The sequence below is a fragment of the Streptomyces sp. NPDC093795 genome, assembly GCF_044764665.1.
GTDB lineage: Bacteria > Actinomycetota > Actinomycetes > Streptomycetales > Streptomycetaceae > Streptomyces.
In genome coordinates, this window is record NZ_JBIWIO010000003.1 from 95460 (window position 1) to 119949 (window position 24490).

Genomic DNA, 24490 nt, shown 5'->3' on the forward strand with positions numbered 1-24490 from the left:
AACAGGACGCACATGACCGCACAGGCACGGCCGGAGCTGTCCGGCAAGGTCGCCCTCGTCACCGGCGCGAGCCGGGGCATCGGGTACGGCATCGCCGAGGCGCTCGTCGCCCGCGGCGACCGGGTCGTCATCACCGGGCGGGGCGAGGAGGCCCTCAAGGAGGCCGTCGAGCGGCTCGGCGCCGACCGGGCGATCGGGGTCCCCGGCAAGGCCCACGACGAGGCCCACCAGGCCGCCGCCGTCGAGGCGGCGATGGACGGCTTCGGCCGGGTGGACTTCCTGATCAACAACGCCGGTACGAATCCGGTCTTCGGTCCGATCGCCGACCTCGACCTCGGGGTGGCTCGCAAGGTCTTCGAGACCAACGTGGTCTCCGCGCTCGGCTTCGCCCAGCGGACCTGGCATGCCTGGCAGAAGGACCACGGCGGAGCGATCGTGAACATCGCGTCGGTCGCCGGTGTCTCGGCCTCGCCCTTTATCGGCGCTTACGGAATCAGTAAGGCCGCGATGATCAATCTGACCATTCAGCTGGCCCATGAATTCGCCCCGCTCGTGCGGGTCAATGCCATTGCCCCGGCCGTCGTGAAGACGAAATTCGCGCAGGCTCTGTACGAGGGCCGTGAGGCGGAGGCGGCCGCCGCCTATCCGCTCGGCCGGCTCGGCGAGCCCGAGGACATCGGCGGCGCAGCCGCCTTCCTGACCTCCTCGCAGTCGGAGTGGATCACCGGTCAGACGCTGGTCGTCGACGGCGGGATTTTCCTGAACGCCGGAGTCGGGTGACCGATAATCGGACACTTTCCGGATTCGGTGTCCGGATTACGCCCGGTTGAGTAATGAATGCCTCAAGTGCCCCGTCAGACTCGACGATTGACCTGGCGGGGTGCTGCGGTATCGTCGGCCGACCCCTGGCTGAACGAGGAGCGTGCACGTGTTCAACCGGACCAGTCTGCAGGCCGCTGCAGCCCTTGTGTCCATATCCCTGGTGTCCGGATGCAGTGTCTTCTCGGACAGTGACTCCGCCGGGGATCAGAGGCTCGTCATCGGTACGACGAGTTCTCCCACCACGCTTGATCCGGCCGCCGCCTGGGACAATTCCTGGGAGCTCTTCCGGAATGTCTACCAGACCCTGGTGAGTTTCCCGACGGGAAGTACCACCCCGGCTTCCGACGCCGCCGACTGCAAGTTCACCGACACCGCCAGCCGGGTCTTCGAGTGCAAACTCATCGACGGCCTCACGTTCTCCAACGGGCACAAGCTGGACGCCAAGGCCGTGCAGTACTCGATCGAGCGCATCCGCACGATCAACCACAAGGGTGGCCCCAACGGGATGCTCGGCTCGCTCGACAAGATCGAGACCGTCGGCGACAGGACCATCGTCTTCCGGCTCAACAAGTCGGACGCCACCTTCCCGTTCGTCCTCGCCACGCCGGCCATGTCCCTCGTGGACCCGGCCGAGTACCCGGCCGACAGCCTGCGCAAGGACGGCAAGGTCACGGGATCGGGACCGTACGTCCTCGACTCGTACACCGAGCGCGAGACGGCGGAGCTCACCAAGAACCCCACCTACAAGGGGTTCGCCGACCGTAAGAACGGCGGCGTGACCATCCGGTACTACGACCAGTCCGACGCGATGGTCGCCGCGCTGAAGAAGAAGGAGATCGACGCCACCTACCGCGGCCTCACCGCCGAGGAGGTCATCGCACTCCAGGAGGACAAGCCCGAGAACAAGGGCCTGCAGCTCGTCGAGTCGACCGGCGCCGACATCCGCTACCTCGTCTTCAACACGCAGGACCCGTCGGTCGCCAAGCCCGCCGTCCGCAAGGCCATCGCCCAGCTCGTCGACCGCGACGAACTGGTCAACAAGGTCTACCAGGGCACCGCCGAGCCCCTGTACTCGATGGTGCCCAAGGGCATCGCGGCTCACACCACCAAGTTCTACGACCGCTTCGGTTCGCCGAGCGCCGCGAAGGCCAAGAAGCTCCTGCGTGACGCGGACATCACCGAGCCCGTCGAGCTGACCTTCTGGTACACGACGGACCGGTACGGTTCCTCCACGGCCGCCGAGTTCAACGAACTCAAGCGCCAGCTGGAGGAGTCCGGCCTCTTCAAGGTCACCGTGCAGGGCAAGCCCTGGAAGGAGTTCCAGGCGGGCTACCAGAAGGGCGACTACCCGGTCTTCGGCCGCGGCTGGTTCCCCGACTTCCCGGACCCGGACAACTTCGTCGCCCCCTTCATCGGCGCGGAGAACGTCCTCGGCACGCCCTACGTGAACGCGAGGATCACCGGCGAACTGCTCCCGAAGTCCCGCCGCGAGAGCGACCGCGGGACCGTCACGGACGAGTTCGTCGAGGCCCAGGAGATCATGGTCCAGGACGTCCGGCTGCTGCCGCTGTGGCAGGGCAAGCTGTACATCGCGGCCCGTGAGGACATCGGCGGCGGCGAGGTCGCCCTCGACCCCCAGACGGTCATGCAGCTCTGGCAGCTGCACCGCCGGGCCAGCTGGTAGAAGCCGGCGGAAGACGGCCTGCGGGAGCCTGCGGGGGCCACTGTCAGTGGCCCCCGGTAGGTTCTGGACGAGAAACAGGAACGTCCACCGGAGGTTGTAGACCGTGACCGACACCAGCATGCTGCCCGAGTCCTGGCGAGACGTTCTCGGCGAGGAGCTGCGGAAGCCGTACTTCGCGCAGCTCACCGAGTTCGTCGAGCAGGAGCGCGCGCGGGGGCCGGTCTTCCCGCCGAAGGACGAGGTCTTCGCGGCCCTCGACGCCACGCCGTACGACAAGGTGAAGGTCCTGATCCTCGGTCAGGACCCCTACCACGGCGAGGGGCAGGGGCACGGTCTCTGCTTCTCGGTCCGGCCCGGTGTGAAGACCCCGCCCTCCCTGCGGAACATCTACAAGGAGATGCAGGCCGAGCTCGGGCACCCCATTCCGGACAACGGCTATCTGATGCCGTGGGCCGAGCAGGGTGTCCTCCTGCTCAACGCCGTGCTGACGGTCCGCTCCGGCGAGGCGAACTCGCACAAGGGCAAGGGCTGGGAGAAGTTCACGGACGCGGTGATCACCGCCGTCGCCTCGCGGCCCGACCCCGCCGTCTTCGTCCTCTGGGGCAACTACGCGCAGAAGAAGCTGCCGCTCATCGACGAGGAGCGGCACGTGGTCGTGAAGGGCGCCCACCCCTCGCCGCTCTCGGCGAAGAAGTTCTTCGGATCGCAGCCCTTCACCCAGATCGACGCGGCCGTCGCCGCCCAGGGACACGAGCCGATCGACTGGCGCATCCCCGACCTCGGCTGAGCCTCGGCCCGATCGGGGCCGGGTGCGGCTAGCGTCGACCCTCCCAGTGGTGAGCGGTGGAGGTCGCGGTGACCGAGCAGCAGCAGGTGTCGGACGACGGGGTCATGACCAGGATCGGGCAGGCCATGATGCTGCTCCACGGCGGGGACCGCGAGGAGGCCCGCAACCGCTTCGGTCTCCTCTGGCAGCAGATCGGCCCCGACGGGGACCCCCTGCACCGCTGCACCCTCGCGCACTACATGGCGGACGCCCAGGACGACCCCGACACCGAGCTGGCCTGGGACCTCCGGGCCCTGAGCGCGGCCGAGGGGCTCGCCGAGGAGCGGCTCGCCGCGCACGACTCGGCCGTCGCGCTCCGGGCGCTGTACCCCTCGCTCCACCTCAACCTGGCCGCCGACTACGTGAAGCTCCAGCAGCTCGACGCCGCCCGCATCCATCTGGACCGGGCCCGCGTGGCCTCGAACCACCTGGACGACGACGGCTACGGGAACGGCGTACGGGCCGCCATCGAGCGCCTGGAGCGGCGACTCCGCGCGGAGTGAGCGGGGTCAGCGCGGTCAGCGGCCCGGGGGCGGTTCAGCGGCCGTACGTGCCGTGGCAGATCCTCGACGGGTCGCTGCCGGGGGCCCAGCCCCCGTACCGCTCACCCAGTTCGCAGACGTCCGCCCGGGACACCGGCGGGCTCTTCGGCAGTCCGGTCAGTTCCGGCAGCTCGGGGAGTGCGGGACGGGCCGTCGGGCGCGGGCGCTCACGTTCGCGTGCGCGCTGGTGCGGTACGGCCTCGGGTCGCCGCGCCTCGGCCCGGGGCGTGGGCGCCGCCCGCCGGTGTACGTCCGACGTGGGTGCCGCGCGGGGCACGGCGGACGGCAGGGGAGCGGGCAGCGCCGCTTCGAGGGCCTCGCGGGCCGGGCCCTCGATCATCTGCGGGGCCACGTCCTGGGCGGGGCGTACGGTCTCCGCGACGGGAGCGGGAGCGGGCGCCGTCGGCGGGGCGTCCACCGAGACGCAGCCCGCGAGGGCGGCCACGGCCGCCCCGACCAGGATCTTCGCTGTGGTTCGGGTTCCATGCACCCGCGCCACTCTGCTGGTCCCGCGGTGATCTTCGCGCCCCTACCGGCGGGGAATGCCCCGCACGGGTGAGGCGCCGCGGGACCGGACTTGACCGCTCAGTCGCCGGTCACGCCGTCGATCCGCTCCCGGATGAGGTCCGCGTGGCCGTTGTGACGGGCGTACTCCTCGATCATGTGGAGGTAGATCCACCGGAGGTTGAAGGTCCGCCCGCTGCGGTGCTTCCCGACGCCCAGGTCGTCCAGGCCGCGCGGCGCGGCCAGGGTGCGGGCGTGGGCGATCTCGGCCTGCCAGGTCGCGTAGGCCTCCTCGTAGGTGTCCTCGTCCTTGGCGTGGATGTCCCGGTCGCGGTCCTCCTCGGTGGAGTAGATCCAACCGGCCTCCTCGCCGGCCAGCACGCGGCGGAACCAGCCGCGCTCCACCTCGGCCATGTGCCGGACGAGACCGAGGAGGTTGAGGTCGGAGGGCGGGGCGGAAGAGGTGCGCAGCTGGGCGTCGTCGAGCCCCTCGCACTTCCTCGCGAGGGTCGCGCGATGGAAGTCGAGCCACTGCTCCAGCGCCTCGCGCTCGCCCGAGGTGGTGGACGGGTCGACGCGGGGGACGGATTCGGTGCGTTCGATGGTCATGCGCGGCATCGTCCCCCATGTGCACCGCTCGTGCCAGCGCATTGTCACCCCCGGGCGGGTCGGTCACCGAGCATCCCCCGCAGCAACTCGCCGATGCCGACGCGCAGTTCCGCGCGGCTGGGCACGGCGGAATGGAAGGAACCGACGGCGCAGGAGAACATCAGGCCCTCGGCCCAGGCGATGAGGGAGAGCGCGTGCCGCTCGGGCTCCGTCGAGCCGGCCGCGGCCGCCATCGCGACCAGCGGTCCGCGGAAGACGGACCCCGCGGAGTCGAAGAAGGCGCGGAGCTCTGGGCGTCGGGTGGCTTCGAGGGCCAGCTCGTAGCGGGAGACGAGCAGGGCGCGGTGGTCGGTGAGATAGCGGTGCAGGGCGAGGGCGAGTACGTCCACGACGACGTCTGTGTCCACGGGTGCGGCGGGGTCTGCGAGGGCGTCGGTGTCCGCGGGGGTGCCGGTGTCCACGAGGGGGTCCGTGCCCGCGCGTGCGCCGGGGCCCGCGAGTGCGCCGGTGTCCGCGCGGGGGGCGCCGCCGCCCGCGCCCGGCAGCTCGTCGGGGGTCAGGAGTCGTGCCTCCAGCTGCACCTGACGTCGTACGGCCGTCTCCAGGAGGGCCTGTCGGGTGCGCGCGTGGTTGGACGTCGAGCCCTGCGGCAGCCCCGCCCGCTCGTCCACGGCGCGGTGCGTCAGGCCGCGCATGCCGCGCTCCACCAGGAGATCGAGGGCGGCGTCCCCGATCCGCTCGGCGCGGGAGGCGGCGGGGACCTCCGGGCCGGCGTCGGCCGCGGTGGAGGCGCCGGCGGCGTCACTGGCGTCGGCTGCGGGGGAGGTGGCGGATGTGCTCATGGGAACAACCTAATACCCGGGCGACTACATCTGTAGTACGGTCATGGAGTCGGACGCACTACAGATGTAGTTCCCCTTCCGAGGAGCCCTCATGGAACAGCACCGCGCCCTCGTCGTCGGAGCGGGCGTCGGCGGGCTCACCGCCGCCGTCGCCCTCCACCGGAACGGCTGGCAGGTCACCGTCCTGGAACGCGCCGCCGACCTCGCCCCCGTCGGCGCCGGCATCGGCCTCGCCCCGAACGCGCAGCGCGCCCTGGACGTCATCGGCCTCGGTGACCACGTCCGTGACCTCGCCGCCTGGCAGGGCGACGGCGGCATGCGCGCCCCCGACGGCCGCTGGCTCGCCCGGACGAACGCCAAGGCCGCCGCCGCGCGCTTCGGCGGCCCGCTCGTCCTCCTGCACCGCGCCACCCTCGTCGAGATCCTCACCTCGGCCCTCCCCGACGGAACCGTCCGCACCGCAGCGCCCGCCACACTCGTCGACCCCGGCGACACCCGCCGCCCCGCCCGCCTCACCACCCCGCAGGGCGAGATCGAGGCCGAACTCGTCGTCGGCGCCGACGGCATCCGCTCCGCGATGCGGCACGCGCTCTTCCCCGAGCACCCCGGCACCCGGTACTCCGGCTGCACCACCTGGCGGGTCGTCGTCCCCGCCCCCGAGCGGCCCTTCGCCCCGCACGAGACCTGGGGAGCGGGACGACTCTGGGGCACCCAGCCCCTCAAGGACGGCCGGATCTACGCGTACGCCATGGCCACCGCCCCCGCCGGCGGCCGCGCCCCCGACGACGAGAAGGCCGAACTGCTGCGCCTCTTCGGCGACTGGCACCACCCCGTCCCCGACATCCTCGCCGCCTCCGACCCCGCCCAGGTCCTGCGCCACGACGTCCACCACCTGCCCGACCCGCTGCCCGCCTTCCACCGCGGCCGCGTCGCCCTCCTCGGCGACGCCGCGCACGCGATGATGCCGAGCCTCGGCCAGGGCGGGAACCAGGCGATCGAGGACGCCGTCGTCCTCGCCCACCACGCCCGCTCCGCCGCCGAGTTCGTCCCGGACCGCGCGCTCGCCGCCTACACCGCCGACCGTCTGCCGCGCACCACCGCCATCGTCCGCAAGGCCGCCCGCACCGGAGCCCTCACGATGCTCTCCGCCCGCCCCGCCGTCGCCCTGCGCTCCACCGTCGTCGGCGCCGTCTCCCGATTCGGGCCCGGCCTCGTCCTGCGCGGCTTCGACGGCATCGCCGACTGGCACCCGCCGGTCGCTGACGCCTCCCGCGTAAGCTGACCGGCGCGAACGACCCGCGTCGGCGGGCCGGTGGACACGACAAGGGAGACCCCGTGAAGGTTGGCTGCATCGGACTCGGCGACATCGCGCAGAAGGCGTACCTGCCCGTCCTCGCCGCCCTCCCCGGGGTCGAACTCCACCTCCAGACCCGCACAGCCGCCACCCTCGACCGGGTCGCCGACGTCCTTCACCTGCCGGCCGCCCAGCGCCACCGCGACCTCGACTCGCTGCTCGCCGCCGGGCTCGACGCGGCCTTCGTCCACGCGCCGACCGCCGTTCACGCGGAGATCGCCGCCCGCCTCCTCGAAGCGGGCGTCCCGACGTACGTCGACAAGCCCCTCGCGTACGAGTACGCCGACTCCGAGCGGCTCGTGGAACTCGCCGAGAAGCGGTCGGTCTCCCTCGCCGTCGGCTTCAACCGGCGCCTCGCGCCCTCCTACGCCCAGTGCGTCGAGCACCCGCGCGAGCTGATCCTCCTGCAGAAGAACCGGGTCGGCCTGCCCGAGGACCCCCGCACGTTCGTCCTCGACGACTTCATCCACGTCGTCGACACCCTGCGGTTCCTGCTCCCCGGCGAGGTCGACCACGTCGACGTACGGGCCCGGATCCGCGGCGGCCTCATGCACCACGTCGTGCTCCAGCTCTCCGGCGACGGCTTCACCGCCATCGGCATGATGAACCGGATGAACGGCTCCACCGAGGAGATCCTGGAGGTCTCCGGCCAGGACACCAAGCGGCAGGTCCTCAACCTCTCCGACGTCGTCGACCACAAGGGGCAGCCGACCCTGCGGCGGCGCGGCGACTGGGTGCCGGTGGCCCGCCAGCGCGGCATCGAGCAGGCCGTCCTCGCCTTCCTCGACGCCGTACGCGACGGGCGGGTCCTCGACGCACGGGACGCCCTGCTCACCCACGAGCTGTGCGAGCGCGTCGTACGCGAGGCGCTGGCCCAGGCCTCCTGAAGGCCCCGGCGCCCTCGGCGGCGCACACCGCCCCCACCACGACGAGCGCCCCGTACAACGGCCAGTCGCCCCACCGGACATAGCCCGTCGTCGTCCCCGACAGCGGCAGCTCGCGGACGGCGACGGCGCTCGCGTCCGTACCGAGGACGGGCCCGATCCGGCGCCCGTCGGGGCCGTACGCGGCGCTGACGCCGGTGAGGGTCGCGTGGACGACCGGCCGGCCCGTCTCCGCCGCCCGCAAGGCCGCGAGGGAGGCGTGCTGGGCGGGTGCCCAGCTCTCCTGGAAGGTGCTGGTCGCCGACTGGACGACCAGGAGCCCGGCACCGTCCTTGACGAGACGCCGGCTCATGTCGGGGAAGGCGGACTCGAAACAGATCAGCGGTCCGACCCTCAGGCCCTGGGCGCCGTCGGGGCCGGGGGCGGGCAGCGTCATCACGACCGGCGTCGTACCCCGCCGCCGGTCCTCCTGAGCGGCCTTGCCGACCGACGTCACCCAGCCCAGGACCTCGCGCGCCGGGACGTACTCGCCGAAGGGCACGAGCCGCATCTTGTCGTAACGCTCAGCCGTGAGCCCCGTGGGGGCGACCAGGACGGCGCTCTTGAAGATGCCCGAGCGGTCGGCGCGCCGCGCGTCGACGTTCACCAGGATCGGCGCGTCGACCGCGCGGGACAGGGCGGTGAGCCGGGCGGCGAGTTCGGGCCGGCCGGCCGGATCGACGCCGACGCCGCTCTCGCCCCAGACCACCAGATCGAGTCGCTGCCCCGCGAGGGCGCGTGTCAGCTCCTCGGCCCGGGCCAACCGCTGCTCGGGCCCGTCCGGGCCGCCGAACACCCCCGGCTGTACGAGGGCCACCCGTACCGTCCCGTTCTCGGCCGGCGCCCCGACGCCCCAGGCGGCGGTGCCCGCGACCAGCGCGCAGGCCGCGAGCCCCGCGACCCCGACGGCGCGCGGCCCCGGCGCCGCCACGAGCAGGACCACGGCGGTGTTCACCGCCACCACGAGCAGGCTCACCAGCCAGATCCCGCCGACCGAGGCGAGCCGCAGCGCCGCCGGAACCTCCCACTGACTCGCCCCGAGCAGCCCCCACGGGCCACCCAGACCCTCCCAGGAACGGACCAGCTCGATCAGCAGCCAGCCCGACGGCACCGCCAGCAGGGCCGCGGCGGCCCGCGCCGGAGACGGCACACCACCGAGCAGGGACCGTACGAGCCAGCCCCACGGCAGCCACAGCAGCCCGAGCAGCGCGGCGAGCGGCAGGAGGAAGACGTGCAGGCTGGGCAGCAGCCAGTGATGGACGGCGAGCACGAAACCGACGCCACCCAGCCAGCCGTCGAGGCCGGCACGGCGCGCCCCCGGAGCCGTACGGAGGAGCAGCAGCCACGGGACGAGCGCGAGATACGCCCACCACCACAGCCCGGGCGCGGGAAAGGCGAACGCGGGCAACGCGCCACAACCGACGGCGAGCACCCCCCGCCCACCACCACGCCACCGTCCCGCCCCGGACACGGTGGCGCGCCCGCCCCATCGGCCCGCCCCGGAGGCGGTGGCGTGCCCGCCCCGCCGGCCCGCCCCGGAAGCGGGAGCGCTTTCACCCCGCAGCGCCGACCCCTGGCCCGAGCTGGGCGACCGGGTCGGGCCGGGCGTCCGGCCACCCCGGCGCAGCCGTGCCCAGCCCCGGACCGGTCCGGAACCCTGAGCCGCGGCCTCGGCCGGGTGCCGCTCCCCGCCCCCGAACGGACTTCGCATGGCATGCCTCCCGCCCTTGCCTTCAGTGTCGGGCGTGACGGGGCCGGGCGCGGCCTGGAGGGAACCTGCGCCGGGCGCCGCGCCAGGCATGGCCGGACCGGCGGATTCGGCGCCGCCCGGCGCGTGCGCGGCCCCCGGGCCCGGCGGGGTACGGCCGGACCGGCGGTACGTCGCCGGGCCGGCGCGGGCGCGGCCCGGCCCGGCTCATGCGTGGCGGCGCCAGCGTTCGTCGACGACGACCGAGCGCAGCCGCCAGCCCTCGGCGGTCCGCAGGGCCGTGAACGCGTAGCGGCCCCCGCAGACGAAGTCCTCGCCGGAGGCGAACCGCATCGGGTTGACGTAGTCGGCGCGGACGTCCGCCGCGTCGCCCGCTTCCGGATACCCGGGCGGCTCCCGGAAGAGGACCCGCCGGTTCACGATGAGGTGCTGGCGTACGGGGAAGAGCGTCATCGTCTCGGCGAGCCAGTCGGCGACCTCGGCGGCCGGGCCCTCGATCCCGCCCGACCCCCGGTAGTCGGCCCGGCCGGCCGGGGCGAACAGGGCCCGGTAGGCGGTCCAGTCGGCGTCGTCCACGGCTGCCGCGTACCCGGTGATCAGGTCGTCGACGGCGATTCGGTCCATCACGGTCGCGAGGTCCACGCGCTGCGTCATCGGCTCAGTGTCGGGCAGCCGGCGCCCGGGGCCAAGAGGCGTGCGCGTCCCGCGCCGTCGCCGGGGGTGCTGGCTTCGAAGCACACAGGGCGGGAGCCCCCAGGAGATCCTGGGGGCTCCCGCCCTGTGCGAGGGGTGGTACCGGTCACGCCCGGAGCAGCCGTTCCGTCACCTCACGGTAGGTCCGCAGGGTGAGCCGGAGCTGCTCGGTGTCCGCGCCCCGGCCACCCGCGTCGCCCGCGGGCTGCCAGCCCGCTCGCAACGCCTCGCGACGGTCCTTCAGCGCGGCGATGAGCTGCTGTTCCGCCTCGGCGAGGATCTCGGCCGCCTCGGCGACCGAGTCGTGGGGCGAGTCGACGAACCCGGCGAGCGCGTGATGCAGACGCTGTCCGAGAACGTCGCGTTCGACGTCACCGAGCAGCTGCGTGCCGGGGCCGTCACCGGCGCCGGGCGCCTGCCCCGTACCGGATGCGGGGCCACCCACACCGCTGACCTGCTCGCTTCCGTCACCGCGCCCCAGGCTGTGGCCGTCGTCGGAAGCGTGGCCGACGTCCTGCCGGTCCGTCGTGTCCCGTCCGCGCGGTGCGGCGGGGGTCGGGGCGGGAGCGTCGGTGCGGCTCCCACCGCTCCGGCCCGTGGCACCGGGGTCCTCGGACGGCACGGCGGACTGTGGCGCCTGCGACAGCGCCACCGGAGGCGAGGTGAGCGGGGCGGGCGGCCGGGGCGCGTCCGCCGGAGGTGCGGGCGGGGGTTCCGCCGGAGAGCCGGCGCGCCGGGCGAACGCGGCCGGGGAAGGGACACCCCCATTGCCGGCGGACGCCGGTGCACCGGCGCCACCCGCGGCGGCCTGGGGCCTGGACGGCGTGGATGCGCGCCGCCCGTCTCCCTCGGCCCCGCCCACTGCCCGCGGATCCCGGTTCTCCCGTTCCATCACGCGCCACTTCCCTTCGGCTTGAGGAGATGCCCGCGGTCACGCGCGGACGACGTGCGCGTCCGAGCGGCCTTGGTACCGGCCGGACTTCCGGCTCCTGTCAGGTCCTCGAACAGGGCCCGTGCGTGCACCAGTGCCTCCCGCAACTCCTCGGTGGAGGCGGATTCGGAGTGCGCCGCACGGCGTACCGTGCGCAGGCCCTCCACATGGTGCGGATGGTGCACCGACAGGGCGTCGAGCTGTTCCTCACGCCGCTGGGGATCCGGGAAACCCCGGGACGCGGCGGTATGCGCGAGGAGCTCGTCGGCGTCGGCGACGGCCTGCCGCGGCGCGTCGACGAAGCGCTCCTGGAGCGTGGTCCATCGAGCGACGTACTGCTCGCGGACCGCCGGCTCCAGCGGCAGAGGCCGGATGCCACCGTGCCGCTCGACCCGCCCGAGCAGGTCGCGGTGGGCGGACTCGCTGTCGCCGTCGTGCCGTTCGAGGGTGCGGTCGTACTCGGGGCCGAAGCGTCGCCGGAGGGACCGCGCGCCGCTGCCCGCGCCCTTGCGGGCCCGGAGCAGCACAGCGGCTCCCACGACGACGGCCACCAGCACCACGAGAATGAGAACTATGGTCAGGGTCGACATGACTGCCTTCCTGGACGGTGACTCCTGGCTGGCTGTTCGTCAGTGCTTGCTGGGCGCCTGTGAACTCGCCTTGCCGCTTGTCGCCCGGTCAAACCTGACCGTGTTCCGGGCCGTCCTCAGGAGGGCAGGTTCTGTTCCGCCCAGACCACCTTGCCGGTGACGGTGCGGCAGGAACCCCACCGGCGGCACAGCATGTTGATGAGCTGCAGCCCCCGGCCGCCCTCGTCGCTGAGATCCGCGTGCTGGATCTGGGGCAGGTCGGGGCCCGTGTCCGAGACCTCCACGACGAGGCGCTCACCGCGCAGCAGCCGGAGTCGGCCCGGACCGTTGCCGTACCGCAGGGCGTTGCCCACGAGCTCCGAGACGACGAGTTCGCACGCGTCGGCGAGTTCCGTCAGGTCCCACGCGGCGAGCTGGTCCTTGACGAGGCCTCGGGCGACGGACGCCGCACGCCCTTCCTGCGGCAACTGCCACTCGCGCAGATCCGCGGGATCGTCCGAGGCGTCCGAGGCATCCGAGACGTTCGCGGCGTTCGTCGCGACGAGGAGCACGGCCTCGTCGAAACGGGCGGCGCCGGCAGGGGCGCACCCGATCAAGCCGCCGCCTTCGAGAGCCCCGGGCGCCAGTCCGCGCACGGCCGAGCGCAGCCGGTCCAACTGGTGGTCCAGGTCCTCGTGCCGGGACTTGACGAGGCCGTCCGTGTACATGACCAGGTTTCCGCCCGCCGGTACCTTCAGACGGATCGGGTCGTACGGAATCACCCCCGCGCCGAGCGGCGCGCCGACGGGTACGTCCGCGAACTCGGCGGAGCCCTGCCCGTCGAGGAGCAGCGGGGGCAGATGCCCGGCGCTGGCCAGCGTGTAGGTGGAGTCGGCCGGGTCGAACACGGCGCAGAGGAAGGTGGCGACCTGCTCGTCCTCCAGGTCACGCGTGGCGAGGTCGAGCCGGGCCAGGACACGCTCCGGAGCCATGTCCAGGGTCATCAGGGTGCGGGCCACGGTCCGCAGGCGCCCCATGGTGGCGGCGGCGGGCAGCCCGTGGCCCATGACGTCCCCCACCATGAGGGCCGTGCGTCCGCCGGGCAGGGCCATGACGTCGTACCAGTCCCCGCCCACACCGTGATGGGCCCTCGAGGGCGCGTACTCCGCCAGCACGCGCAGCCCGGGCGTCACCGGGGTCGCGCGCGGCAGCAGAGTGCGCTGGAGTGAGACGACGTGCTCGCGCTCGCGCCCGTACAGCCGCGCGTTGTCGATGTAGACGGCGGCCTGGGAGGCCAGCTGTTCCGCCAGGGCGAGGTCGGTGGGGGAGAAGGGCGGCCTTCCGGGGCCGCGGACGAAGTCCGCGCTGCCCAGCAGCAGCCCGCGGGCGATCAGCGGCACCGCGAGATAGCTGTGCACTCCGGCGGCCCGCATCTTCGCCGCGGCACTCTCCGTGGGCGCGATCTTGACGTAGTCGTCGTGCCTGATACGGCTCACCAGCACCGGGCGGCCCTGCCCCAGGCAGTAGCGGTGGAGCAGCGTCTCGTGCGGTTCTTCGGCACGGGCGGAGGCCTCGCCCACCGGAGTGGGCTCGAGGGAGGACAGCTCCTCGACGGCGGAGAGCGCGGTGGCCCGCATGGGCGGCACGCCCGTACCCGTCCACCGTGCGCCCTCGTCTCCGCGGAGGACGCTCTCCAGGATGTCGACGGCGGCGCCGTCGGCGAAGCGGGGCACGGTGAACTCGGCCAGCTCCTGGGCGGTGCGCTCCAGGTCGAGGGTGGTGCCGATCCTGGACCCCGCGGAGTTCAGCCAGGCCAGCCGACCACGCGTGGTGATCCGGTCGAGGGGGACCTCACCGCCGCTCGGCCCGAGCCGTCTGCGGGCACCGGCCGAGCGGCGCGCCACGGCGCCCCTCCCTGCCGCGGCGCGGCCGGGCAGGCGCCGTCTCCCCTTGCCGCCGTTCACTCCTTCGACCTCCAGACAGGAACTCGATCGGTGTTGAGGCCCAGCATGCACCTGTTGCCGGCGGATTGGCTCGTTTCAGCCCCAGGACTCGGCGGGTACGGCGTGCGGAAGCGGGCAGGGCGGGCGGTCGAGGCCGGCTGATCAGCCGGCTGACTCGCCCGCGTGCGGGCTCAGGACGTCCGTGCCGACCAGGATGAAGAGGAGGATGCCGAGGAGGATCCGGTAGATCACGAAGGGCATGAAGCTCTTGGTGGTAATGAATTTCATGAACCAGGCGATCACCGCGTAGCCGACGACGAAGGCGATGATCGTGGCGAAGATCGTCGGGCCCCAGGAGACGTGGCCGCCCTCGCCCGCGTCCTTCAGTTCGAAGACGCCGGAGGCGAGGACCGCCGGGATCGCGAGGAGGAAGGAGTAGCGGGCGGCCGCCTCACGGGTGTAGCCCATCAGCAGGCCGCCGGAGATCGTCGCGCCCGAGCGGGAGACGCCAGGGATGAGGGCCATCGCCTGGCAGAGGCCGAAGATCAGGCCGTCCTTCACGCCGAGCTCCTTGAGCGTCTTGCGCTCGCGGACCACTCGGTGGCGCCCGCCGGCCTCGTCGCGTGCGGCCAGCCGGTCCGCGATGCCGAGGACGATGCCCATGACGATCAGCGTGGTGGCGATCAGCCGCAGATCGCGGAAGGGGCCCTCGATCTGGTCCTTGAACGTGACACCGAGGACACCGATCGGGATCGAGCCCACGATCACCAGCCAGCCCATCTGGGCGTCGTGGTCGGAGCGCATCGACTTGTCCCTGAGGGAGCGGAACCAGGCCGAGATGATCCGGGCGATGTCCTTGCGGAAGTAGATCAGGACCGCGGCCTCCGTGCCGATCTGGGTGATCGCGGTGAAGGCCGCGCCCGGGTCGTGCCAGCCGGCGAACGCCGCGGTGAGTCGGAGGTGCGCGCTGGAGGAGATGGGAAGGAACTCCGTCAGCCCCTGGACGAGTCCGAGGATGAACGATTCGAACCAACTCATGGGGCTAGGGCCGTCCCGTTATGTACGTGTGCGGTCAGAAGGTCGTGCGCAGCGTACCGTCCCGAGGTGAATCGCCCGTGCTCAGGCCTCTTGAGGGTCCGTCGGGCCGCCGTCGTCCAGCCGGGCGCCCTGACATGGGCGCGGAGCGTCTCGCGGTCGGCCTCGCCGCCGCAGTGGGCGCAGATGAGCCGGGGACTGAGGACCTCGCCGCACTCGTGCTCCAAGACGACGGTACGCGCCTCGGCGGTGAGGAGACCGGAGCCGATCCGGCCGAGGTCAACGTCCACGGCGGTGCCATCGTCCTCGCCAACGCGATGATCGTCGAGGCGCTCTGACCCGGTCGTCAGGGGGCGGCGCGATCTAGCGCGCGCTGCCCACCGGCTCCGGCTCCGGGGCGCCGTCCGGGGACGGGCCGGGAGTCGTGGCCGTGGCCGGACCCGTGGCCGGGGCCGGGGCCCGCAGTGTGTGCCGCTTGCGCCAGGCCACCACCGCGGCCGCCAGACCCGACAGGACGATGAAGCCCGCGGAGAAGAGGAAGGCGGGGGAGCCCGGTGAACCGGCCTGGGCGCCCGCCACGACGTACGCCGCCGTGTTGGGCACGGTGCCGAGCGCCGTCGCCAGGAGGAACGGCGCGTACCCCATCCGGGAGACCGCGGCGCAGTAGTTGGCCGCCGCGAACGGCACCCCGGGGAACAGCCGGATCGCCAGCATCGAACGGAACCCGTGCCGGCTCAACTGCCCGTCCGCCGCCATCAGCCAGCGCCCCCGCAGCAGCGGCCGCAGCGCGTCCTGCCCGAGGAACCGGCCGAGGGTGAACGCGATCCCGGCGCCCAGGACCGTCCCCGCGACCGCCGCCGTCAGACCGGCGGCGGAACCGAACAGCGCGCCCGCCGCCAGATTCAGCACCGGCCGCGGTACGAACGCCGCCGTGCACACCCCGTACGCGAGGCCGAAGAGGAGCACCGCTCCGACGCCGCTCGTCCGCGGCGGCCAGCCCGAGGCGAGGAGCCGCTGGGGCTCGTACAGCAGCACCAGTGCCGCCGCAGTGAGCAGCAGCAGCGCGAGCACGGAGAGCCGCGCGCGGGGCGCGAGCAGGGCCCGGGAGCAGCGGACGGCGAGGGTGCCCGGCGGCCGGGGCACGGGAGCGAGCATTCGGGGAGAGTAACGGACGCGTCCGTATGATCGCCGTAATGTGCGTCATGTCCGGGCGGACGCGCGTGATGGCCGGGCGGACGCGCGCCACGTTGGGACGGACGCGCGTGATGTCCGGAGGGCCGTGGCCCCGACGGGCCGTAGCCCCGACGACCCCGCGCAGCCCGGACGACCCCAGGGCAGGGAGACCCATGACCGACACCGCGCCGCAGCACGCCGGCCTCGGAGACGTGCCCCACAGCGCCCTCGCCGACACCGTCCTCGACCGGCTCACCACCGTCTACCCGGCCGCCGGAAACCCTTTCCGGGCGCAGGAGATGGCGGCGTACATGCAGGGCATCGCCCCTTTCCTCGGCGTACGCACCCCGGAGCGCCGGGCCCTGTCCCGTACCGTCCTCGACGGCACACCGCGCCCCGACGAGGCCGACTGCGTCGCCGTCGCCCTGCGCTGCTTCGCGCTCCCCGAGCGGGAGTACCACTACTTCGCCGTGGACTACCTCCGTCGCCATGTGAAGCGCTGCTCCTCGGGCTTCCTGCCCGTGGCCCGCCGGCTCGTGACCACCGTCTCCTGGTGGGACACCGTCGACCACCTCGCCGCCCACGTCGTCGGCGGCCTCGTCGCGGCCGACCCCTCCCTCGGTGCCCGCATGGACGAGTGGATCGAGGAGGAGGACGTGTGGGTGGCCCGCACCGCGCTCCTCCACCAGCTCCGCTTCAAGGGGGCCACGGACGCCGACCGGCTCTTCGCCCACTGCCTGCGCCGGGCCCCCGACACCGACTTCTTCCTCCGCAAGGCCATCGGCTGGGCCCTGCGCGAATACGCCAAGACCGCACCCGGCGAGGTCCGCGCCTTCGTCACCACGCACACCGGCCGTCTCTCCCCCCTCTCCGTCCGCGAGGCCCTCAAGCACCTCTGAGGCCGCGACCTGCCGTCCCCCGGCTCTGGGGCCGTCGCCCGCCGCCCGGACCGGCTGACCCGCCGCCCCCGCCCCACCGGCGCCCCCGGCACAATGAGCGCGTGAACGAGCACATCCCCGTCATCCGCGAGGTCGACCAGGGCACCGCGCGCCTCATGCCCGACGTGGACCGGGAGCGGGCCTGGCTCCTGACGGTCGACGGCGCGCCCCAGTCGTACGTCGACCTCGACGACCCGGCGTACCTGGAGTTCGAGTACGCGCGCCGGCTCGCGCACGTCGTCGACGGCGCCGACGACGACGGCGCACCGCTCGACGTCCTGCACCTGGGCGGCGGGGCGCTCTCCCTGCCCCGGTACGTCGCCGCGACCCGGCCCGGCTCGCGCCAGGACGTGGTGGAGGCGGACCGGGGTCTGCTCGCCCTCGTCGCGGAACACCTGCCGCTGCCCGCGGACTCCGGGATCAGCGTGCACGCCGCGGACGCCAGGCGGTGGCTGGCAGCCGCCCCCGCAGCCTCGGCCGATCTGATCGTGGGGGATGTGTTCGGCGGCTCGCGTGTCCCCGCCCACATCACCTCCGTCGAGTACGCGCGCGAGGTGCGGCGCGTCCTGCGAGCCGGCGGGATCTACGCCGCCAACCTCGCCGACGGGGCGCCCTTCGCCTTCCTCCGCTCCCAGCTCGCCACCTTCGCCGCCGTCTTTTCCGAGCTCGCCCTGGTCGCCGAACCGGCCGTACTGCGCGGCCGCCGCTTCGGGAACGCGGTCCTGGTCGCCTCCGGCCGGGAGATCGACATCGCCCACCTCGCGCGACGGGCGGCGGCGGACGCGTTCCCCGCGCGCGTCGAGCACGGTGAGACGCTCGCCCGGTTCACCGGAGGCGCGGAACCGGTCCTCGACGCCGGGGCCGTACCCTCACCCGTCCCGCCGGACGGCGCCTTCGGCATCGGCTGAGACGGGAGGGGCAGTCGAAGCCGACACGGGGGCCGGCCCAGGCAGCGGCGCGGGAGTCGGAGCCGGGCCCGGGATGGCCTTCGTGTGCGGACGCCGGGTCAGGTTCCGCACGTCCGGCACCACCAGGACCAGGGCCGTGACGAGCACCATGAGCGCCGCCGCGCCCCACAGCGCCTCGCTCCGGCCGAACGCGCTCTCCGCCGGGCCCGCGAGCGCCGTCGTCAGCGGCAGCAGGGCCGTCGAGCCGAACCAGTCGTAGGCCGAGACCCGGGACAGCTTCTCCTCCGGGATCTCCTGGTGCAGGGCCGTCATCCACGAGACGCCGAAGACCTCGATGGCCACACCGCTCACGAACATCGCGGCCGTCAGACCCACCGCGTCGAGGGGTACGGCGAGCGCCGCCGACGGCAGGGCGATCGGGAACACGCACAGCGTCCCGACGAACAGCATCCGCCGTGGCTTCCACCGGGACATCAGGACGGCGCCCGCGAGCGTCCCCACGCCGTACGCGGCGAGCGCGATGCCCCAGGGCCGCGCACCGCCCAGTTCGGCCCGCGCGACCAGCGGCCCGTACACGGACTCGACCGCCCCGAGCAGCCCCACCACCACGGAGAACTGGGCGACGATCGACCACAGCCAGGGTCGGCCGACGAACTCGTGCCAGCCCTCCCGCAGATCGGCGAAGAGGCCGCCGCTCGGAGCACGCTCGGGGATGCCGCTCACGTCCAGGAAGGCGCGCAGCCCGGCCGCGACGGCGAAGGCGACCGCGTCGATCAGCAGCACCCAGCCGGGTCCGACGAAGGCGACGAGGGCGCCACCGAGCGCGGCGCCGCCGATGGTCGCGCTGTGCATGGCCATCCGGTAGACGGCGAAGGCACGGCTCGCCTGCTCGCCGCTGACGCTCGACAGCAGCATGCCCTCGGCCGCGGGGTTGAAGAAGGCCTGGCCGGTGCCGCAGAGCGCGGTGAGCACCATCATCTGCCAGATGCGGGCGTCGCCGGTGAGGACGAGGGCGGCGAAGACGGCCTGCGAGACGCAGTTGAGGGCGTTGGCGGCGACCATCACCCGGTGCCGGGGCACCCGGTCGGCGACGGCGCCGCCGATCAGCAGGAAGAGGACGAGCGGCAGGAAGCGCGCCATCGCCACGAGCCCCACGTCGCCCGCGTCGCCTCCGGACTCGAAGACCGCCCAGGTCGTGGCGATCAGGGCGCCGTGCGTGCCGAGGTTGGTCACGATCGTGGCGGCGGTGAGGAGGACGTAGTTGCGGCCGGCCCACTCGGGGCGGCGGGAGCCGAGCGGGGTACGGCGGGGGGAGGCGGCGGGTCTGTTCACCCCGGGACTATCCCTGCCGACCCGCCCCGAAGCCAAGCCGTTATCCGGACGGCGGACCGCCCCGTCAGCCGTTGTCCGGACGGCGGATCCGCTCGCGAGCCGTTGTCCGGTCGGTGGATCGGCCCGCCAACCGTTGTCCGGACGGCGGACCGGTCCCGCGACCGGTCCGCCGACCTGGCGGCGGGTCAGGAATCCGGTGCCAGGCGGACCGTCGAGAGGATCTGACGGATGGTGGCGTCCGGCAGCTCGCCGGTGACGCCGTCGGCCGCGTAGAGCACCCAGGTCGTGAAGTCGCCCACGGCGTTCTTGAAGGTGAACGCGATCGACTTGCCGTCCGTCTCGCACTTGTTGCGCTTCTTGACGCCCGGCGCCGTGGCGGTCGACATGCTGCCGGTGAGCCCGGACGTCGTCTTGTAGGGCACGGCCTTGGTGATCTTGATGGTGCCCTTGGGCATGTGCTGCGCGTAGCCGCCCCACACCCACGAGCCGGCCTCGCCGTACGCGGCGTCCCCGGTGTTCTTGGCGCCCTGGCCGCCCTTGGTACCGGCGGTGCTCAGACCCCAGGTCTCGTTGGTGCCGTTCTTGTCGACGTCGTACGTGCACCACTCGGCCTTGAGGCGCCCCGGCGACGTCATCGTCATCAGGGGGCTGCCGTCGTTCTTCTTCTCGTCCTCGAAGGCGGTGATCATCCCGGGCTTCAGGACCTCCCACTCCGGCGGTACGTCGAAGAGGGTGTTGTACTTCGGGTTGTAGACGACCTTCCAGCCGGGGATCGTCGGCTGGTGGGCGGCGCCGTCGCGCGGGTTGGCGATCGACGGGGAAGTGCTCGGGTCCGTCGACGGGTCCGCCGACGGGGCCGCAGGCGCGGACGAGTTCTTGCCGCCGGCGGTGGGCTGCCCGCCCTCGTCCTTGCCGAGCACGAGGAAGCCGGTGACACCGGCCGCGGCGACCACGGCGATCGCGGCGACGATCGCCACCAGCGTCGTCTGCTTCTTCTTCCCGCCGTCGGGGCCGCCGGGCAGGCCCGGGCCCGGCACCGCGTACTGCTGCGGCACGGTCGGCTGCTGGTACGGGTTCGGCTGGCCGTAGCCGGGCTGCTGGCCGTACCCCTGCTGCGGGTAGCCGGGCTGCTGCGGATAGCCGGGCTGGGCCGGCGGCTGCTGCGGGTACCCGGGCTGGGTCGGCTGCTGCTGATACGGGTTCGGCTGCTGGTTCGGCTGCTGGTATCCCGGCTGCTGGTAAGGGTTCTGACTCTGGTCCTGCGGGTTCTGCTCGCCCCCGGGCGGCTGCTGTCCTGGCCACATGGCCAGTAACCATAGAGGTGCGCGGGCCCTTCGACCACGCCCGGCCCCGCACCGTGGCTCCGCGAGGGTATGGCCAAGGCTGCTACTGGTGGGTAACATCACGGCCATGAGCGCAGACCAGATGTCCGTCGGCGAGATGCTCGCCGCCACGGTCCCCATGGCCGGAACCCTGAACCTGGAGTTCCTGGAGACCACCGCCGAGCGCGCCGTCGTGCGCCTGCCGGACCAGCCCGCCTATCACAACCACCTCGGCGGCCCGCACGCCGGAGCGATGTTCACGCTCGCCGAGTCCGCCAGCGGCGCCATCGTGCTCGCCGCCTTCGGCGACCAGCTGGGCCGCGCGGTGCCGCTCGCCGTCAAGGCCGAGATCGGCTACAAGAAGCTCGCCAAGGGCGTCGTCACCGCCACCGCCACCCTGGGGCGCCCCGCCGCCGAGGTCGTCGCCGAGCTCGACGCGGGTGAGCGGCCCGAGTTTCCGGTGCGGATCGACATCACCCGCGAGGACGGCGCCGTGACCGGCGAGATGACCGTCGTCTGGACCCTGCGCCCGAACGCCTGACCCCGGACGCCACGCGCCGCCCCCGTACCCCCTGGGTACGGGGGCGGCCGTGTTCCGGACCGCCCGGCACCGGACCGGCCACCCCTCCGCGACCGGGTAGGCTGCCCCGGCGTGCCGCCGCGGCGCGCGCCGGCGCCAGGGCCCCCGACCACGGGCCGGCGCGGCACGGCAGTCGAAACGGGAGGAAGCCGCGTTGCACGTCCAGGAGTGGCTGGAGACGATCCCCGCGGTCGCCGTCTACGTCCTTGTGGGGGTGGTGATCGGGCTGGAGAGCCTGGGCATCCCGCTGCCGGGCGAGATCGTGCTCGTGAGCTCGGCACTGCTCGCCTCGCAGCACGGCGACATCAACCCGTGGGTGCTCGGCGGCTGCGCCATCGCCGGCGCGATCATCGGCGACTCGATCGGCTACGCCATCGGCCGCAAGGGCGGGCGGCCCCTGCTCGCCTGGCTCGGCGTGAAGTTCCCCAAGCACTTCAGCGAGGCGAACATCGCTCTCGCGGAGCGCTCCTTCCAGAAGTGGGGCATGTGGGCGGTCTTCTTCGGCCGCTTCGTCGCCCTGCTCCGCATCTTCGCCGGGCCGCTCGCGGGCGTGCTCCAGATGCCGTACTGGAAGTTCCTCATCGCCAACGTCTTCGGCGGCATCCTCTGGGCCGGCGGCACTACGGCCGTCATCTACTCGGTCGGGATCGTCGCGGAGGCGTGGCTGAAGCGCTTCTCGTGGCTCGGCCTCGTCCTCGCGGTCCTGATCGGTGTCGCGTCGATGCTGATCATCAAGAACCGCGCCAAGAAGGCCGCGGCGGAGCACGCGGAGGCCGCCGAGCCCGCGCCGGAGCCGGTCGGCGTCGCGGACTGACGTCCCCTGGTCGTACGGGGAGGAGGGCGGCACCCGCCGGCGGGTGCCGCCCTCCTCCGTGTCCCCGGCCGTACGGCTGAGGGCTCAGTCCTCGAAGACCTCGGCGTGAGCCTTGGCGAGGTGCAGGTACATCTCGGCGTTGAGCCTGATGCCCGCCTGCTCCTCCTCGGTCAGCGGACGGCGCACCTTCGCCGGCACGCCGGCGACCAGCGAACCCGGCGGGACCACCATCCCCTGCGGGACGAGCGCCTGCGCGGCGACGAGCGAGCCGGCGCCGATCCGCGCCCCGTTGAGGACGGTCGCGCCCATGCCGACGAGGACGTCGTCCTCGATGACGCAGCCGTGCACGGTCGCGTTGTGGCCGACGGTCACGCGGGCCCCGATCGAGACGGGAAAGCCCGGGTCGACGTGGACCGTGCAGTTGTCCTGGATGTTGGCGTCCTCGCCGATCTCGATGGGACCGCAGTCCGCCCGCAGCACCGCGTGGTACCAGATGCTGGCGCGGGGGCCGAGTGTCACCTCGCCGAGGATCACGGAGGTCGGGGCGGTGAAGGCGGTCGGGTCGAGCTGCGGCTCCTTGCCGCCCACACCCTTGATCAACGCCTCTGTCATGGTTCGCTCCTGATCGTCAGCCGTCGTGTCACGCCCGGGGGTTCCCACCCCCGGCCGCACCCTATGCCGTGCTCATGACGGACATCACAGGGCACCGCACCGATCAGGTACGAAGGCGCCGACTACGGTGTCCGGGTGCCCAGGAACAGAAACACGTTCTCCTCCCTCGCCGCCTGGCGGCGCCGGGTCCTCGCGCGCGCCGTGCAGCGCGGCTGGCGCTGGGTGCAGGAGGCCGGCTCCGTCACCGCCGAGCACCCCGGGAAGCTGCGCTTCCGCCGTCTCGGCGCGGGCACCCGGCTCGCCTTCCCGCAGGGCACGGTCTTCGGCGAGCGGTGGATCGAGATAGGCGAGTGCTGCATCGTCGCCGAACAGGTCACGCTGACGGCCGGGATGCTGCCGGGCCTCGACCTCGGGACGGACACCGTACTGACGCTCGGTGACGGGGTCGTCCTCGGCCGGGGCAGCCATGTCATCGCCGACGCGAAGGTGACCATCGGCTCCGACACGTACTGCGGCCCGTACGTCTACATCACCTCGACCAACCACAGCTACGACGACCCGGACGAGCCCGTCGGCCGCCAGTGGCCCCGGTCCGAGCCGGTCACCATCGGCCCCGGCTGCTGGCTCGGCACGGGCGCGGTGATCCTGCCCGGCGCCCGGCTCGGCCGGAACGTGGTCGTCGCCGCGGGCGCGGTGGTACGGGGCGAGGTGCCGGACCACTCGGTCGTGGCGGGCGCCCCGGCCAGGGTCGTCCGGGGCTGGGACCCGGAGAAGGGCTGGCAGCCCCCGCTGCGCACCCCTGCCCCCGTCCCGATCCCGGAGCACGTCACCGCCGCACAGCTGGAGGCCCTCGCCGCCTGGGAGGCCGGGCGCACCGGCAGCTCCGAGACCGTCCCCTCGTGAGGCGCGGGCCGATCGGGAGCTGAGGCGCTAGCCGGTCGCGAGCAGGACCGTGCCCACGAGGGCGAGGCCAGCGCCGGCCGCCTGGATCGCGCGGAGGCGTTCCTTGAGGACGCCACGGGCCGCGAGGGCCGTCACCACCGGGTAGAGGCTGGCGAGGACGGCGGCGACGGTGACCGGCCCCTGCTGGGCGGCGATCGCGTACGTACCGTTGGCGGCGACATCGGCGAGACCGACGAAGGCGAGCGCCGGCAGGGCCGCGCGGATCACCTGGGGGCCGCCCTCGGGGAGGGCCCGGCCGCCGCGCCGCACCGAGGCGTACAGGGCTGCGCCGCCCACCAGGACGTTGGTGACCCGCTGGACGAACAGGGCGAGGAAGAGGCCGGTGATCGTCGTGGAGGCCTCGGCGATGAGTGCCATCACCGACCCGAAGCCGAAGGCCGCGACGAGGGTCAGCAGGACCGCCTGGCGCTGGACGGGCGCCCCGCGCAGCTCGGGTCCGCCGGCGAGGAGCACGCCGACGATCGCCACCGCGATCCCGGCGAACTGGAGCAGCCCCGGCCGGTCGCCGACGAGGAGGCCGACCGAGACGGGGACGACGACGCCGAGCGAGCCGAGCGGGGAGACCACGCCCATGGGGCCGAGCGCGAGTGCCTTGTAGAAGGCGAGCATGGCCGCGGGGCCGACCACGCCCGCCCCGACGGCGTACCAGAGCTGCGGGCTCGCCTCCGTCCAGGCGCCGGTGGCGAGGACGACGGTACCGAGGACGAGGACCGCGAGGACCTGGGAGACCACGACGACCGTGAGCGCGGGGATCCGGCGGGTGAGCAGCCCGCCGCCGAAGTCGGCGAGGCCCCACAGGAGGCTGGTGGCCAGGGCGAACAGGGCGGTCATGGGTCCTCGCAGTCACGGACGGCAGTACAGTG

At 73.1% G+C, this 24490-nt stretch carries 26 protein-coding genes; 12 read left to right on the forward strand and 14 right to left on the reverse strand.

Annotation, left to right across the window (positions count from 1 at the left end):
- Nucleotides 1–12 precede the first annotated feature (12 nt).
- The 4 genes from ACIRB7_RS09245 (at nucleotide 13) to ACIRB7_RS09260 (ending at nucleotide 3835) form a co-directional block, all read left to right on the forward strand.
- Entirely contained in the window at nucleotides 13–780 is a 768-nt protein-coding gene (locus tag ACIRB7_RS09245) for an SDR family oxidoreductase (protein WP_403594654.1), read from the forward strand.
- A gap of 148 nt (nucleotides 781–928) precedes the next feature.
- Nucleotides 929–2506, forward strand: a complete 1578-nt coding sequence (locus tag ACIRB7_RS09250; protein WP_403594656.1) for an ABC transporter substrate-binding protein — start codon at nucleotides 929–931, stop codon at nucleotides 2504–2506.
- Nucleotides 2507–2609: 103 nt separating this feature from the next.
- Complete coding sequence (gene ung, locus ACIRB7_RS09255) at nucleotides 2610–3293, forward strand: uracil-DNA glycosylase (protein WP_250766037.1); 684 nt, start codon at nucleotides 2610–2612, stop codon at nucleotides 3291–3293.
- Nucleotides 3294–3361: 68 nt separating this feature from the next.
- Nucleotides 3362–3835: a hypothetical protein gene (locus tag ACIRB7_RS09260; RefSeq protein WP_403594659.1), complete on the forward strand. Its 474-nt coding sequence runs from the start codon at nucleotides 3362–3364 to the stop codon at nucleotides 3833–3835.
- Nucleotides 3836–3869: 34 nt separating this feature from the next.
- Here ACIRB7_RS09260 and ACIRB7_RS09265 read toward each other — a convergent pair whose 3' ends face one another.
- The 3 genes from ACIRB7_RS09265 to ACIRB7_RS09275 all read right to left on the reverse strand — a co-directional run bounded on the left by ACIRB7_RS09265 (nucleotide 3870) and on the right by ACIRB7_RS09275 (nucleotide 5829).
- Nucleotides 3870–4364, reverse strand: a complete 495-nt coding sequence (locus ACIRB7_RS09265; protein ID WP_403594661.1) for a hypothetical protein — start codon at nucleotides 4362–4364, stop codon at nucleotides 3870–3872.
- Nucleotides 4365–4459: 95 nt separating this feature from the next.
- The gene (locus ACIRB7_RS09270) at nucleotides 4460–4996 is read right to left on the reverse strand and encodes a DinB family protein (RefSeq protein WP_403594664.1); all 537 of its coding nucleotides are present in this window, start codon (nucleotides 4994–4996) and stop codon (nucleotides 4460–4462) included.
- 35 nt (nucleotides 4997–5031) lie between these two features.
- On the reverse strand, nucleotides 5032–5829 hold the full coding sequence (locus ACIRB7_RS09275; protein WP_403594667.1) for a TetR/AcrR family transcriptional regulator: 798 nt from the start codon (nucleotides 5827–5829) through the stop codon (nucleotides 5032–5034).
- A 91-nt stretch (nucleotides 5830–5920) separates the two neighbouring features.
- On the opposite strand from ACIRB7_RS09275, the gene ACIRB7_RS09280 reads away from it, so the two are divergent.
- Together ACIRB7_RS09280 and ACIRB7_RS09285 are read left to right on the forward strand one after the other, a co-directional pair.
- Complete coding sequence (locus ACIRB7_RS09280; protein ID WP_403594670.1) at nucleotides 5921–7111, forward strand: FAD-dependent monooxygenase; 1191 nt, start codon at nucleotides 5921–5923, stop codon at nucleotides 7109–7111.
- 53 nt (nucleotides 7112–7164) lie between these two features.
- The gene (locus ACIRB7_RS09285; protein WP_403594672.1) at nucleotides 7165–8070 is read left to right on the forward strand and encodes a Gfo/Idh/MocA family protein; all 906 of its coding nucleotides are present in this window, start codon (nucleotides 7165–7167) and stop codon (nucleotides 8068–8070) included.
- Here ACIRB7_RS09285 and lnt read toward each other — a convergent pair.
- The 6 genes from lnt to ACIRB7_RS09315 all read right to left on the reverse strand — a co-directional run bounded on the left by lnt (nucleotide 8015) and on the right by ACIRB7_RS09315 (nucleotide 14988).
- Nucleotides 8015–9577: an apolipoprotein N-acyltransferase gene (gene lnt / locus ACIRB7_RS09290; protein WP_403594675.1), complete on the reverse strand. Its 1563-nt coding sequence runs from the start codon at nucleotides 9575–9577 to the stop codon at nucleotides 8015–8017. The two genes, ACIRB7_RS09285 and lnt, sit on opposite strands and share 56 nt — an antisense overlap.
- Nucleotides 9578–10021: 444 nt before the next feature.
- Nucleotides 10022–10468: a nuclear transport factor 2 family protein gene (locus tag ACIRB7_RS09295; RefSeq protein WP_403594678.1), complete on the reverse strand. Its 447-nt coding sequence runs from the start codon at nucleotides 10466–10468 to the stop codon at nucleotides 10022–10024.
- 145 nt (nucleotides 10469–10613) lie between these two features.
- The gene (locus tag ACIRB7_RS09300; RefSeq protein ID WP_403594681.1) at nucleotides 10614–11129 is read right to left on the reverse strand and encodes a hypothetical protein; all 516 of its coding nucleotides are present in this window, start codon (nucleotides 11127–11129) and stop codon (nucleotides 10614–10616) included.
- A gap of 269 nt (nucleotides 11130–11398) precedes the next feature.
- Complete coding sequence (locus tag ACIRB7_RS09305) at nucleotides 11399–12028, reverse strand: hypothetical protein (RefSeq protein WP_403594684.1); 630 nt, start codon at nucleotides 12026–12028, stop codon at nucleotides 11399–11401.
- 116 nt (nucleotides 12029–12144) lie between these two features.
- Nucleotides 12145–13971: a SpoIIE family protein phosphatase gene (locus ACIRB7_RS09310; protein ID WP_403594687.1), complete on the reverse strand. Its 1827-nt coding sequence runs from the start codon at nucleotides 13969–13971 to the stop codon at nucleotides 12145–12147.
- A gap of 141 nt (nucleotides 13972–14112) precedes the next feature.
- A complete protein-coding gene (locus ACIRB7_RS09315) occupies nucleotides 14113–14988 on the reverse strand; it encodes an undecaprenyl-diphosphate phosphatase (RefSeq protein ID WP_403594690.1) in 876 nt (291 codons plus the stop codon).
- A gap of 134 nt (nucleotides 14989–15122) precedes the next feature.
- On the opposite strand from ACIRB7_RS09315, the gene ACIRB7_RS09320 reads away from it, so the two are divergent.
- Nucleotides 15123–15323 carry a hypothetical protein gene (locus ACIRB7_RS09320; RefSeq protein ID WP_403594693.1) on the forward strand — a complete coding sequence of 67 codons (201 nt, stop codon included), beginning with the start codon at nucleotides 15123–15125 and terminating at the stop codon, nucleotides 15321–15323.
- A 25-nt stretch (nucleotides 15324–15348) separates the two neighbouring features.
- Here ACIRB7_RS09320 and ACIRB7_RS09325 read toward each other — a convergent pair whose 3' ends face one another.
- Nucleotides 15349–16140: a TVP38/TMEM64 family protein gene (locus tag ACIRB7_RS09325; protein WP_403594696.1), complete on the reverse strand. Its 792-nt coding sequence runs from the start codon at nucleotides 16138–16140 to the stop codon at nucleotides 15349–15351.
- Nucleotides 16141–16331: 191 nt separating this feature from the next.
- Here ACIRB7_RS09325 and ACIRB7_RS09330 point away from each other — a divergent pair, with 191 nt between their 5' ends.
- A complete protein-coding gene (locus tag ACIRB7_RS09330) occupies nucleotides 16332–17057 on the forward strand; it encodes a DNA alkylation repair protein (RefSeq protein ID WP_403594699.1) in 726 nt (241 codons plus the stop codon).
- 101 nt (nucleotides 17058–17158) lie between these two features.
- On the forward strand, nucleotides 17159–18004 hold the full coding sequence (locus ACIRB7_RS09335; RefSeq protein WP_403594702.1) for a spermidine synthase: 846 nt from the start codon (nucleotides 17159–17161) through the stop codon (nucleotides 18002–18004).
- Here ACIRB7_RS09335 and ACIRB7_RS09340 read toward each other — a convergent pair.
- Both ACIRB7_RS09340 and ACIRB7_RS09345 read right to left on the reverse strand, forming a co-directional pair.
- Nucleotides 17966–19336, reverse strand: a complete 1371-nt coding sequence (locus ACIRB7_RS09340) for an MFS transporter (protein ID WP_403594705.1) — start codon at nucleotides 19334–19336, stop codon at nucleotides 17966–17968. The genes ACIRB7_RS09335 and ACIRB7_RS09340 overlap by 39 nt on opposite strands.
- 185 nt (nucleotides 19337–19521) lie before the next feature.
- Nucleotides 19522–20640: a hypothetical protein gene (locus ACIRB7_RS09345; protein ID WP_403594707.1), complete on the reverse strand. Its 1119-nt coding sequence runs from the start codon at nucleotides 20638–20640 to the stop codon at nucleotides 19522–19524.
- 106 nt (nucleotides 20641–20746) lie between these two features.
- Between ACIRB7_RS09345 and ACIRB7_RS09350 the strand changes: the two genes are divergently transcribed.
- Together ACIRB7_RS09350 and ACIRB7_RS09355 are read left to right on the forward strand one after the other, a co-directional pair.
- The gene (locus ACIRB7_RS09350; RefSeq protein WP_351217925.1) at nucleotides 20747–21199 is read left to right on the forward strand and encodes a DUF4442 domain-containing protein; all 453 of its coding nucleotides are present in this window, start codon (nucleotides 20747–20749) and stop codon (nucleotides 21197–21199) included.
- Between the two features lie 193 nt (nucleotides 21200–21392).
- On the forward strand, nucleotides 21393–22052 hold the full coding sequence (locus ACIRB7_RS09355) for a DedA family protein (protein ID WP_403594710.1): 660 nt from the start codon (nucleotides 21393–21395) through the stop codon (nucleotides 22050–22052).
- An 84-nt stretch (nucleotides 22053–22136) separates the two neighbouring features.
- Here ACIRB7_RS09355 and ACIRB7_RS09360 read toward each other — a convergent pair whose 3' ends face one another.
- On the reverse strand, nucleotides 22137–22664 hold the full coding sequence (locus ACIRB7_RS09360) for a gamma carbonic anhydrase family protein (protein ID WP_403594712.1): 528 nt from the start codon (nucleotides 22662–22664) through the stop codon (nucleotides 22137–22139).
- A gap of 135 nt (nucleotides 22665–22799) precedes the next feature.
- Between ACIRB7_RS09360 and ACIRB7_RS09365 the strand changes: the two genes are divergently transcribed.
- Entirely contained in the window at nucleotides 22800–23567 is a 768-nt protein-coding gene (locus tag ACIRB7_RS09365) for an acyltransferase (RefSeq protein WP_403594715.1), read from the forward strand.
- Between the two features lie 27 nt (nucleotides 23568–23594).
- Here ACIRB7_RS09365 and ACIRB7_RS09370 read toward each other — a convergent pair whose 3' ends face one another.
- On the reverse strand, nucleotides 23595–24458 hold the full coding sequence (locus tag ACIRB7_RS09370) for an EamA family transporter (RefSeq protein ID WP_403594718.1): 864 nt from the start codon (nucleotides 24456–24458) through the stop codon (nucleotides 23595–23597).
- Between the last annotated feature and the right edge of the window lie 32 nt (nucleotides 24459–24490).